This window comes from Cognatundibacterium griseum, from assembly GCF_014284195.1.
GTDB classification, from domain to species: Bacteria; Pseudomonadota; Gammaproteobacteria; order Burkholderiales; family Burkholderiaceae_D; genus Undibacterium; species Undibacterium griseum.
In genome coordinates this window covers 345,156-357,814 of the sequence record NZ_JACOGC010000003.1, presented here as the reverse complement: position 1 = coordinate 357,814, position 12,659 = coordinate 345,156, and the positions used below count along the sequence as shown (strand labels likewise).

9 protein-coding genes are annotated in these 12,659 nt (G+C 53.5%); 7 read left to right on the top strand and 2 right to left on the bottom strand.

The window, feature by feature from the left end; translation table 11 throughout:
• Positions 1-43: 43 nt before the first annotated feature.
• Complete coding sequence (locus tag H8K27_RS09925; protein WP_230419148.1) at positions 44-688, top strand: nitrous oxide reductase accessory protein NosL; 645 nt, start codon at positions 44-46, stop codon at positions 686-688.
• Positions 689-755: 67 nt separating this feature from the next.
• Here the strand turns inward: H8K27_RS09925 and H8K27_RS09920 are convergent, their stop codons facing one another.
• Positions 756-2,918, bottom strand: coding sequence for a S46 family peptidase (locus H8K27_RS09920; protein ID WP_186863006.1), 2,163 nt, complete (start codon positions 2,916-2,918; stop codon positions 756-758).
• A gap of 259 nt (positions 2,919-3,177) precedes the next feature.
• Here H8K27_RS09920 and H8K27_RS09915 point away from each other — a divergent pair, with 259 nt between their 5' ends.
• From H8K27_RS09915 to H8K27_RS09890, 6 genes are all read left to right on the top strand, one after another.
• Positions 3,178-3,984 carry a cytochrome C assembly family protein gene (locus H8K27_RS09915; RefSeq protein ID WP_186863005.1) on the top strand — a complete coding sequence of 269 codons (807 nt, stop codon included), beginning with the start codon at positions 3,178-3,180 and terminating at the stop codon, positions 3,982-3,984.
• The gene (locus H8K27_RS09910) at positions 3,981-4,208 is read left to right on the top strand and encodes a PP0621 family protein (RefSeq protein WP_186863004.1); all 228 of its coding nucleotides are present in this window, start codon (positions 3,981-3,983) and stop codon (positions 4,206-4,208) included. Before H8K27_RS09915 ends, H8K27_RS09910 begins: the two co-directional genes overlap by 4 nt.
• Positions 4,209-4,229: 21 nt before the next feature.
• On the top strand, positions 4,230-5,996 hold the full coding sequence (locus H8K27_RS09905) for a sensor histidine kinase (RefSeq protein WP_186863003.1): 1,767 nt from the start codon (positions 4,230-4,232) through the stop codon (positions 5,994-5,996).
• On the top strand, positions 5,993-7,432 hold the full coding sequence (locus tag H8K27_RS09900) for a sigma-54-dependent transcriptional regulator (RefSeq protein WP_186863002.1): 1,440 nt from the start codon (positions 5,993-5,995) through the stop codon (positions 7,430-7,432). Before H8K27_RS09905 ends, H8K27_RS09900 begins: the two co-directional genes overlap by 4 nt.
• Positions 7,433-7,915: 483 nt before the next feature.
• Positions 7,916-10,834, top strand: a complete 2,919-nt coding sequence (locus tag H8K27_RS09895; protein WP_186863001.1) for a ribonucleoside-diphosphate reductase subunit alpha — start codon at positions 7,916-7,918, stop codon at positions 10,832-10,834.
• A 135-nt stretch (positions 10,835-10,969) separates the two neighbouring features.
• Positions 10,970-12,139, top strand: a complete 1,170-nt coding sequence (locus H8K27_RS09890; RefSeq protein ID WP_186863000.1) for a ribonucleotide-diphosphate reductase subunit beta — start codon at positions 10,970-10,972, stop codon at positions 12,137-12,139.
• Positions 12,140-12,428: 289 nt separating this feature from the next.
• On the opposite strand, the gene H8K27_RS09885 is transcribed toward H8K27_RS09890, so the two are convergent.
• A partial coding sequence (locus H8K27_RS09885) for a hypothetical protein (protein WP_186862999.1) occupies positions 12,429-12,659 on the bottom strand: 231 nt, incomplete at its 5' end.

Sequence of the window (12,659 nt, the reverse complement as noted above, 5' to 3'; positions counted from 1 at the left end):
GTACCGGCTGCGATACCCTGCAATAAAAAACGGAGAAAAAATCATGCTGACTGACCGTGTGAAGCTGGTGGCGTGGAGATGGGTATGGGGCGCCTGTGCAGGCTTGTCTGTACTTGCCAGTCTTCAGTGGATGCCCGGCAGTCTGGTGCACCTGTTACCGTTGCAGACGCATGAAGTGAACACAGGACCTGTGCTGAGCGGTGAGATCTGCGTGGTGGCGCCACCGCAGCCGTTTGATCCGGCATCCGGCTTGAGCATGTATGCAGCCCGCCCGGTGCCGCCCGATGCGCGTTGCCCGGTTTGCGGCATGTATCCTGCCAAAACCGGGACATGGGCGGCGCAATTGATTTTCCGGAATGGCGATGCGCAGTTTTTTGATTCGCCGCTGACGCTCTTCGTGTATTTGCAGGATGTCGGGCGTTATAGTCGTGGCCGCCAGCAGAGCGAGGTCGCCGTTGCCTATGTGCGTGACCTGCGTCAAGGGACATGGCTGGCTGCAGCCAGCGCCTGGTACGTGCGCGGTTCAGATACGCCGGGGCCGATGCGGGCAGGTAATCTGCCTGCTTTTTCCGATCTGGCGGCAGCCGGAGATTACGTCAGTGCGCATGGCGGCTCGGTCTTGCGCAGCACGCAGCTGGATGCCGCTTTGCTGCAGCAGTTGCACGGTGCGCGCCGTCACACGCATTGAGCCGATGGCTGCAGGTAATAAAAAAAGCCTGACACGATGGTCAGGCTTTTTCGGGGGATGGAAGCGTTTATTCTGCGCCCATTTCCTTGATCAGACGATCTGCTTTATCAACGTGTTTCATCTGCCACAGCATGTAGCGCAGATCCACCTGAATCGAGCGGGTGTTGGCCTTGTTGTAATCCCAGTCGGAAATGATGGAATCGAGCGTACCGTCAAATGCCAGGCCAATCAGTTCGCCCTTGGCATTGAGTGCTGCAGAACCGGAATTACCGCCGGTAATGTCGAGTGTCGCCAGATACGCGACCGGCACGGCTTTCAGATGCGGATCGACGTATTTGCCGAAGTCCTTGGCCTTGATCGCTGCCAGCTGTGCCGCAGGCGCATTGAATTCACCCTGACCGGTGGCTTTCGGCGGAATGCCGTTGACTGTGGTAAATGCCGTCCATGCCAGACCGTCAGCGGTACCGTGGTCGCGTCCGGCCACTTTACCGAAAGTCACGCGCAGGGTGCTGTTGGCATCAGGATAAACAGCTTGCCCTTTGCTCTTCATGTAAGCAATTTTCGCTTTCATGTAGTTGGCGTAAGACTGCTGGATTTTACCTGCCAGTTCTTCATCTTCCGCTTCACGCTTCATGCTGACTGGATACATTGCTACCGCAGCTTTGATAAAGCTGTCGTCGCTGGCTTTGAAATCCTCCGGTTTGGCGGATAACCAGGCGGCACGGCTGGCTTTGTCAGCCAGCTTGCTGCCAGCGTACATTTTATCCAGCAAGGCTTTCAGATCGGCTTCGCTCATGCCGTCCTTGATACCCATGATGCTGTCAAAATCGACATTCCGGTCTTTGGTCGGCTGCGCAGCGTATTGTTTGAGGCTGTTCAGCACCAGTGCCTTGTCGACGTTTTCGACGTAGTTGCGCTCAACTGCTTCCACGCCGGCCTTGAAGCGAGGCAGGTCGCGTACCTGGAAACCGGCTTTGCGTTCTGCATCCGGCTTGGCGCTTTCATTCGCCAGGCGGTACAACGCACGCGCAGTCGACAGCAGACGCGGGAAAGAGCGTTCGAGGAAGAAGTCATGTTTATCCTTCGCATCGCGTTCTGCGATCAGCTTTTCAACCTGGACAATATCGTCACCGAATTCTTTGGCACGTGCCGGATTGCTGTTGATCCATGTCTTCAGTTCTTCATGTTCCTTGGTCTTGCGTGCTAGGAAATCGCTGCCCGCATAACTGTCGAGCATGCCCTGACGGTTTTTGTAGTAATTGTTGATGCCTGCCACCTGGCTGGCGTATTTCAGTTTGGCATCCGGACTGTCGGCGGTTTCTTTGGCAATGATCGCCAGCGCTTCGCCGGAGGCTTTGACGAATGCCGGGTAATTCCAGTCGAACGTATAAGCGACTTCCGATGGCAGGCGGTGGCGGTTGGTGCGGCCAGGATAGCCCAGCACCATGACGAAATCACCTTCTTTCAGGCCATCTTTCGCCAGTTTCAGGTAGTGTTTGGGAACGTAAGGGACGTTGTCCTTGCTGTAGTCTGCGGCTTTGCCGTCTTTGCTGACGTAGGCGCGATAGAAGCCGTAGTCGCCGGTATGGCGCGGCCACATCCAGTTATCGGTGTCGCCGCCGAATTTGCCAACACCTTCAGCCGGAGCATGCACCAGGCGCACGTCGCGGATTTCCATTTGCTTGATCATGTAAAACTCAAGCCCGCCGTAGTATGGATACACATTGCAACGGTGACCGGCATCTTTTTCACATTCAGCAACCAGCGCCTTGGAATTTTTTTCAATCGCGTCAACGCGCTTCTTGCCAGTCAGTCTGGCGACCTCTTTATCGATGATTTTGTCAGACACGTTGGTGACTTCTTTGGTCACGAAAATGCGTGAGCCGGGTGCCGCCGGCAATTCCTCTTCCAGTGAGTTGGCGAGAAAGCCATTGGCCAGCAGATTACGTTCCGGCTTGGAATTGTAGGCAACGCTGCCATAGACGCAGTGGTGGTTGGTGGCAACCAGACCCTGCGGCGAGACGAATGAGGCGGAGCAGCCGCCCAGGCTGACAATCGCGCCCATCGGGAATTCGGTCAGCTTGGTCAGGGTGTTCGGGTCCAGTTTCAGACCTGCTGCTTTCAGTTCTTTTGCCACTTGCGGCAATTGCTGAGGCATCCACATCCCCTCGTCGGCATAAGCGACGGACGCTGTGCTGAGAACGGCCAGTGTTATAAGTGTCTTTTTCATCGTTTTATTCTAGAAAAGTGATAAAAATCGATTAATACTATCCCTTGGTGCGCCCAGCATGGCGTGAGCGCAAGCAGCTTAGTGTTAAAAAATCAAAAAAAGTTCAATGACAACAGCAAGCCCGGCGCATGAATTTTTGTTGTATAAATGAAAATATTTTCCTCACTGACCAGAAATCCTGCCGGTATTTGATTTTTGTCGCCTTCTGCACAGGCTTCTCATCATCAACAATCGCAACAACATGGTGTAAACTCAACAGATGCAAATCTATTTATCTTTTCTGGCAGCACTGATGTATCTGGCTGCACTGGCGATTCCGCTGACACGCCGCCGTCTGGCTGCCAGCGCTGGTATGCTGGCCTGGCTGTTGCACGGCGTATCGCTGTGGCAGGCCTTGCTGGCTGGCGATGCATTGCGGGTCGGCTTTGCTGTGATGTTGTCCGCTGCGCTCTGGGTCACGGTTTCTGTTTACTTAGTAGAGAACCGGAATGTCGCGCTGGACGGGCTGAAATTTTTTATTTTTCCGCCAGCGGTCGCTGTTGTGGTGTTACCGGCGATTTTCCCCGGAAATATGATTGCCTTGACCGGTAAGACGACCATGTTCCCATGGCATGTTGCGGTTGCGCTGCTGGCCTACAGCACGCTGACGATCGCGGCCTTTCATGCGGTCATCATGAGCCTGCAGGATAAGCATCTGCACAAATTGCAGTCGCAGACCCGGCCCTGGCTGAATGCGGTAATCGACAAGCTGCCGGCACTGATGACGATGGAAAAAGTCCTGTTTCATATGATTACGCTGGGATTTATCCTGCTGACGCTGACCGTCTTGTCGGGCGTGGTGTTCTCTGAGCAGGTGCTGGGGGTCGCATTTAAATGGGATCACAAGACCATTCTGTCTTTGCTGTCCTGGCTGCTGTTTGCCATTTTGCTGGCAGGCCGTCACTGGCGCGGCTGGCGCGGCAGGACCGTACTGAACTTTACCCTGACCGGATTCCTGACCTTGCTGCTGGCGTATGTCGGCAGCCGTTTTGTGCTGGAAGTTCTGTTGCACAGGAGCCTGACATGAGATTGCTGATCTGGCTGGTTTTTGGGCTGCTGGTGATTCTTGCCATCCGTAAAAAAGCCCGGCCGGTGGCGCAGGATGTGCCGCCGCCTGTTGCACCGTCTGCTGCGGGAGACGCCGAGACCATGGTCTGCTGCGCGCATTGCCAGATCTACCTGCCGGCGTCTGAAGCGGTGATCCGCGGGCAGCAGACCTTTTGCTCGACAGCCCATGCTGACCTGCACTGATGCAGTGCGCCATCAGTTGCCATGTTGATTCCACTCTCCACTTTCCCTGACCCCAGCCCTTCATTCTGGCGTTCGCTGCAGACCCTGAACATTTCGCGGGTGATGGTCGCGATCAGTCTGCTGCTGTTGCTGAATCTGCGCAGCACCAAAGATATCTGGGTTTATTCCCATTTGTTTGCTCGCGACATCTGCATCGTTTATCTGTTCCTGAGCATCGGTTTTGCAGTATTGAAACTGGTGCATACCCGGCATTTCATCCTGCAACTGTTATCGCAGATTGCGATTGATATCCTGATCATCTCCTTGCTGTATATCGGGTCTGGCGGCGGCAAGGGCGGTTTGCATATCCTGTTCCTGTTTCCTCTGGCGGGTGTTTCGATTCTGGCGCCCTTGCTATGGGCATTCTTTTTTTGTGCGGTAGTCAGCCTGCTGATGCTGCTGGAAGCCAGTTACCGCCTGCTGGAACAGAGCGACGGAAATCTGGTGTCGCAGGCGGGGCTGTTCGGCGCTTCCTATTTTGCCGTGGTCTACGTGGTGAACCGGCTCGCCAGCAACCTGATCCGGCAGGAACAACTGGCGTTGCAGCGCGGCAATGAGCTGGCATTACAGCAGGCGATCAATCATCTGGTTATTAATGATATGGATGACGGGATTCTGGTGCTTGACCAGCATCGCTGTGTGTTTGAGATTAATCCGGCCGCAGAACGCATGCTCGGGGGGCATCTGGACAAGTCCATGATCGGCACGCGGCTGACCGATATCATTGCACTGCGTCCTATGGCGGATGTGCTAATGAGCATGGAGCTGCATCAGAACGCGCGGACCGTGAATAATCCGGAAGGGGATATTTCTTTCGTATCCATCCCCTGCTATCTGGATGAAACAAGGGCCGGTTTGCGTCCCGAGGGAGACATTGCCAGCCTGCCGGGCCGCATTGATCATCCTCATTTCGTGACGCACCTGAAGCTGCGGTTTATGATCGTGACTGACACGGCAGTTACCGGCTTGCAGACGAGCGGACATAATTACACCGTCATTTTCATGCAGGATGTGTCGGATATTGAAAACCAGGCACAGCAGTTAAAACTGGCATCCATGGGACGCCTGACGGCGAGTATTGCGCACGAAGTCAGGAATCCGCTGTCTTCGATTTCATACGCCGCGTCCTTGCTCAATGAAGATCTGGCCGATCGCGGCCAGGAAGACGGAGACCTTGGTCAGGCCAGGCGTTTGCTGAAGATTGTGGATGATAATGTGGCGCGTCTGAACCAGCTGATTGAAGATATCCTGAAGTTGTCGCGTAAGGCCAAAAATGACGTCGAACCCTATTTTCTGATGAAACTGGTGCGTGATTGCGTGCAGGATTTTTCGGAAACCAGACGGATAGCTCCTGATCTGATCCGTGTTTTCGAGGACACTGATTTCAAGATCAGTTTTGATCCGGGACATTTAATGGAAGTGGTGAATAACCTGTTGTCGAATGCGGTGCGCTATGCCAGCGGTCAGCCTGGCAGCATTCGTCTGTATGCGCAGATCAGCGTGAACGGGCGTCAGGAGCTGCATATTCAGGATGATGGCCCCGCAATCAGTTACGATGTCAGGGCGCATCTGTTTGAACCTTTTTATACAACATCCCGCATGGGCACCGGACTGGGCCTGTATATGGCGCGTGAACTGTGTCTGAACAACCACTGTCTGCTGGATTATGAATACCGGGTGGATACTGATTCCGCTGATGCTGAACCCAGCGGCCGGTTTGTGATTAATTTTTCTGGACTGAATGCATGACGATCAATGTGGCGACCTGTCCGCGGATCCTGGTGGTGGATGATGAAGCTCACCTGAGGGAGCTGCTCGAAATCACGCTCATCAAGATGGGGCTGGATGTCGATAGTGCCGAAAATCTGGCTGAAGCGCGCCAGTTGCTGCAAAATAAGAGCTATGCCCTGGTTCTGACTGACATGCGTTTGCCGGACGGCTCAGGCATGGAGCTGGTGGCTGAGATCAGTGCCGGTTACAAAAATACGCCGGTGGCTGTGATCACTGCTTTTGGCAGTGCAGACAATGCAGTCAATGCCCTGAAAGCCGGCGCGTTTGATTACGTCTCAAAACCAGTGGCGCTCGACCATCTGCGTAAGCTGGTCTATTCCGCACTCAATATTAATGCAGTGCCGCAGGTAAAAACTGAAGATACGCAGTCTGTCGTCGCCTCCTTGCTGATCGGGCAATCGGCCGGAATGCGGCAGGTACGGACGCAGATAGAGCGGCTGGCGCGCAGTATGGCGCCGGTCATCATTACCGGCGAATCCGGCAGCGGCAAGGAATTGGCGGCGCGGGAAATTCACATGTCCAGTTCGCGCATGAGCAAGCCCTTTATTGCAGTCAATTGCGGAGCGATACCGGAAAATCTGATGGAAGCCGAATTTTTCGGCTACCGTAAGGGCGCATTTACCGGTGCGATGGATGATCGCGAAGGTTTTTTTCAGGCAGCGAACGGCGGAACCTTGATGCTGGACGAAGTGGCGGATCTGCCGCTCGCCATGCAGGTGAAGCTGCTGCGTGCGATTCAGGAGCGGCGTATCCGTAAGGTCGGTGCGACGACGGAGGAGTCGGTCGATGTCCGTATTATCAGTGCCACACACCAGAATCTGGCGCAGTGCGTCAGAGAAGGGCGTTTCCGTCAGGATCTGTATTACCGGCTGAATGTGATTGAGCTGCATTTGCCGCCGTTGCGGGAACGGCTGGAAGATATCGAATTGCTGGCGGCCGGAATTCTGGGGCGGCTGGCGGGAAGCAGCGTGACTTTGTCGGCGGCGTCGCTGGAAGCCTTACGCGCCTATCGCTTTCCCGGCAATGTCCGGGAGCTGGAAAATATTCTGGAGCGGGCGCTGGCTTTTGCAAATGAGGGCTGCATTCAGCCCGATGACCTGGCATTAAGTGGAAAACCGGTCACCGCCATGCCGGAGCCAGGTTTACCCGCGCTTCCGGTGCCCAGTGCCAGCATCGCGGCGCCTGAGCGGGAAAAGGCAGCGCCACATACTGAAAATTTCGGGTTTCCTGAATTGCCCTGCTCGCTGCCGGATTATCTGGAAAGTATTGAGCGCGAGATGATTCGCCGGGCGCTGGAAAAAACCCGCCATAACCGGACGCAGGCAGCGGACTTGCTGGGCGTCAGTTTCCGCCAGCTGCGTTACCAGATACAAAAGCTCAAAATTCAGGACTGATTTCCTTCCTCAGTCTTGCGCCTTCAATCCCTAACCCCACCATCACATGGCAGCCTGCCAGCGCAGGTTGTTTTCTGACACGCCGTCCGGCAGATGTATTGCAGACCGGTTTTCTGTTAGTGCTCACTTGCGTCACTTTACAAGGATTTCTGAGTATCCCTGAAAGTCAATCACCCTGTGTGAAAAACAATAAAAAATATAACACGGAAAGCGGTTGCATCTGTCGAACTCGGGTACTAGAATTAGGTTCATTCGTTATTTGTGCACTATATGTAGTGGTTTTTCTGGTTTTACCTTTCTTGCTTCATTTCCCTTGAACGGCACTTCAATTCAAGGGGAAACCGACTTAAAAACAAAGAAATGACAAGGTTTTCCGCCATTCTGAATGGGGGAACCCGGCTAGTAGTTAGGCGCAATATTCAATTAACCCGCGCGTCATCCTGACTGATCAGGAATGACACCAATCCCGACTCTGGAGGCTCAATGCACTCTTCAATTGAAACAACAACGCCATCATATTCCGATCCCGGTACTTTGCTGAGCACGGCTTCCCAGTCAGGCACGTCTGCACATACATACAGTGAGCACCGCGTGATACGCCGTAACGGTGCCGTGGTTGGTTTTGAACCGTCAAAAATCGCGATTGCAATGACGAAAGCATTTCTGGCGGTCAATGGCGGCCAGGGTGCTGCGTCGGCACGTGTCCGCGAACTGGTTGAGCAGCTGACGGCAACTGTCGTGGCCGCGCTGTTACGCCGGCAGCCGGCTGGCGGCACCTTCCACATTGAAGACATTCAGGATCAGGTTGAGCTGGCGCTGATGCGTTCCGGTGAGCATGACGTCGCCCGTGCTTATGTGCTGTATCGTGCCAAACATCAGGAAGAACGTCGTCTGGCGCAGGAGGCGCAACGTGCTTCCCAGGCGAAGCTGCCGCAGATTCACGTGGTGGCCGATGGTGAAAAAGTGCTGCTGGATATCGAAAAAGTCCGCGCCCTGATTACGGCAGCCTGCGTAGGTCTGGATAAGCTGGCCGATGCGGAAGCAATCCTGACTGAAACGCTGAAAAACCTGTATGACGGCGTACCGGTCGAGGAATTGCATAAATCGGCAATTCTGGCAGCGCGTGCGCTGATGGAAAAAGAGCCTGCATACAGTCAGGTGACTTCACGCCTGCTGCTGCATACTGTTCGTAAAGAAGTTTTCGGTAAGGAAGTGGCGCAGCAGGACGCAGCAGCAGAATACATCACTTATTTCCCGCAGTTTATCCAGAAAGGGATTGCTGCCGAATTGCTGGATGCGCGTCTGGCCGAATTCGATCTGGATCGTCTTGCGAAGTCGCTCATCGCTGACCGTGATCTGCAGTTCAGCTATATCGGTCTGCAGACCTTATATGACCGCTATTTCCTGCATGTGCGCGGCACCCGCATCGAAATGCCACAGGCTTTCTATATGCGCGTGGCGATGGGGCTGGCGCTGGAAGAAAAAGATCGCAATGCCCGTGCCATCGAGTTTTATAACCTGCTGTCCAGCTTTGATTTCATGAGCTCGACGCCGACACTGTTCAATTCCGGCACGCTGCGCTCCCAGCTTTCTTCCTGCTATCTGACCACCGTGTCCGATGATCTGGCCGGTATTTATGATGCACTGAAGGAAAACGCACTGCTGGCTAAATTTGCCGGTGGTCTGGGAAATGACTGGACACCGGTACGTGCGCTCGGCGCCCATATTAAAGGTACCAATGGTAAGTCACAGGGCGTGGTGCCTTTCCTGAAGGTGGTGAATGACACGGCTGTGGCGGTGAATCAGGGCGGTAAGCGCAAAGGTGCAGTCTGCGCTTATCTCGAAACCTGGCATATGGATATCGAAGAATTCCTCGACCTGCGCAAGAACACGGGTGACGACCGTCGCCGTACGCACGATATGAACACGGCCAACTGGATTCCTGACCTGTTCATGAAGCGCGTGATGGAAAAAGGGGAATGGACACTGTTCTCGCCTTCCGATGTTCCTGATCTGCATGATAAATACGGCAAAGCATTTGAGCAGGCTTATCTGGCGTATGAAGCGAAAACTGCTTCCGGCGAGCTCGGATTGTTCAAAAAAATCCCGGCGCTGGATCTGTGGCGCAAGATGCTGTCTATGTTGTTTGAAACCGGTCATCCATGGATTACATTCAAAGATCCATGCAATATCCGTTCACCGCAACAGCATGTCGGCGTGGTGCATTCCTCCAATCTGTGTACTGAAATCACACTGAACACGAATGAAAGCGAAATCGCTGTCTGTAACCTGGGTTCCGTGAATTTGCCTGCGCACATGAAAAATGGTCAGCTGGATCATGTCAAACTGCAGAAAACCATCCGCACAGCGATGCGCATGCTGGATAACGTCATTGACATTAACTACTATGCCGTAGAAAAGGCGCGTCAGTCGAATCTGCGCCACCGTCCGGTCGGCATGGGTATCATGGGTTTCCAGGATTGCCTGCACATCATGCGTATGCCATATGCCTCGAATGAAGCGGTGCAGTTTGCTGATACATCGATGGAAGCCGTTTGCTATTACGCTTACCTGGCATCGACTGAGCTGGCGGAAGAGCGTGGCACTTACAGCTCCTACCAAGGATCCTTATGGGATCGTGGCATCCTGCCGCAGGATTCGCTGAAAATGCTGGCGGAAGAGCGCGGCGGTTATCTGGAAGCAGATTTCTCCGAAATGATGGACTGGAGCGTGGTGCGTAACCGCATCAAGCAATTCGGCATGCGCAACTCGAACTGCGTGGCCATTGCGCCGACCGCGACGATTTCTAACATCATCGGCGTATCAGCCTGTATCGAACCGACTTATCAGAACCTGTATGTGAAGTCGAACCTGTCGGGTGAGTTTACAGAAATCAATGAATATCTGGTGCGCGACCTGAAACTGCGTGGCCTGTGGGATGAGGTCATGATTGCCGATCTTAAATACTTTGATGGCAGCCTGTCCCGCATTGACCGCATTCCGCAAGATCTGCGTGACCTGTATGCCACCGCTTTTGAAGTCAGCCCTTCCTGGCTGGTGGAGGCCGCTGCGCGGCGTCAGAAATGGATAGACCAGGCGCAATCCCTGAATATCTACATGGCGGGCGCATCGGGTAAAAAACTCGATGAAACCTACAAACTGGCCTGGTTGCGTGGTCTGAAAACCACCTACTACCTGCGTACGATCGGTGCAACACATACCGAAAAATCGACAACCAAGACCGGTGCCCTGAATGCGGTGGCGGTGGATGGCGGCAGCGGCGCCTTTAATGCGGCTCCCGCAGCGACACCTGTGCCGGCAGTGGCGGCGGAAGCAGATGGTGCAGCTTGTTACCTGCGTCCGGGTGACCCTGGTTTTGAAGAATGTGAAGCCTGTCAATAAGACCCCGCATTCATATTCGCTATACGGGATAGCCTGCCATGCGGCTATCCCGTATCAATGATTGCAGCAGATAAACTGTTTTTGCGCTTTGATCTGATATGGATATCGAAGCGCTTTTTTGTAAGGAATTAAGAAATGTTATCCTGGGATGATGAAGAAACGTCCAGCACCACCAGACAGGCGCCGGTACAACCTTTGCCAGTTGCACCTGGCTTGCAGATGCCGGAAGTGGCGCTCAATCCTGCGGTCATCAGCCAGCCGCATGCAGTCAGTGCCGAAGATACCGCACGCCGCGTGAACGCTGCCGACAAACGTATCATCAACGGCCAGACCGACGTTAACCAGCTGGTGCCCTTCAAATACAAATGGGCATGGGATAAATATCTGGCCGGTTGCGCCAATCACTGGATGCCGCAGGAAATTAATATGCAGCGCGATATTGAGCTGTGGAAAAATCCGAACGGTCTGTCTGAAGACGAACGTCGTCTGGTCAAGCGCAACCTCGGTTTCTTTGTCACGGCTGATTCGCTGGCTGCCAACAATATCGTGCTCGGCACCTATCGCCACATCACTGCGCCGGAATGCCGTCAGTACTTATTGCGCCAGGCGTTCGAGGAAGCAATTCATACACATGCCTATCAGTACATCGTCGAATCGCTGGGTCTGGATGAAGGTGAAATCTTCAACGCGTATAACGAGATCGAATCCATCCGCGACAAAGACCAGTTCCTGATTCCTTTCATTGACGTGCTGACGAATCCTGAATTCAAGACCGGCACGACCGAAGCCGACCAGACTTTGCTGCGTTCGCTGATCGTGTTCGCGTGCCTGATGGAGGGACTGTTTTTCTACGTTGGCTTCACGCAGATTCTGGCATTAGGCCGGCAGAATAAAATGATGGGTGCGGCTGAACAGTACCAGTACATTTTGCGCGACGAATCGATGCACTGCAATTTCGGGATCGATCTGATCAATACGATTAAGATGGAAAATCCGCATTTGTGGACTCCTGCATTTCGCGACGAAATTAAATCGTTGTTTTTGCGTGCGGTGGAGTTGGAATATCGCTACGCAGAGGATACAATGCCGCGTGGAGTGCTCGGATTAAATGCGCCAATGTTCAAAGGATATTTGCGCTTTATCGCAAATCGTCGGGCACAGCAGATTGGTCTTGATCAGCTATTCCCGCAGGAAGAAAATCCCTTCCCATGGATGAGCGAAATGATCGACCTGAAAAAAGAGCGCAACTTTTTTGAAACACGCGTCATTGAGTATCAGACTGGCGGAGCCCTGAATTGGGAATAGCAGCAGACATGTACTGCGCCTCTGGATTCTGAAATGGAATGCTCATGGTTTGCACGAGATGTAAAACTCGAGAGGCCTCATCAAACTGAATGAACAGTTACAGCTTACAGGATGTAACACTGTTAGTGCCGCAATATCTGGCTGGGTCGGATATTGCGGTTTTTGGCTTTGAGCTCGTGCTGTAAACAGATACCAACGCCTGCGGAATGCGGGTGTCAGGCGTCATTTTCGTGATCAGAAAATGAGCCATAGCTGAGATACTGCTTCAGATCGAGGAGGCGCAGTGTTCTTAGCTGGTGCCGAATTCATTAGCGCAAACAGCGATCTTGTTTGTGCCGATGAATAATCCGCTTGAAAGGATAGAGCGGATTTTACTTTTATCTGATTTTTTCCATCTCGATTGAAGGAGAAACACCATGGCAACAGCACCACAACCGTCTCCAGACGAGCCAGTCGGCGCGAAAAAAGCTAAGGCGACTGCAAAGAAAGCCGCAGCGAAACCAGCAGCGAAAAAAACTGT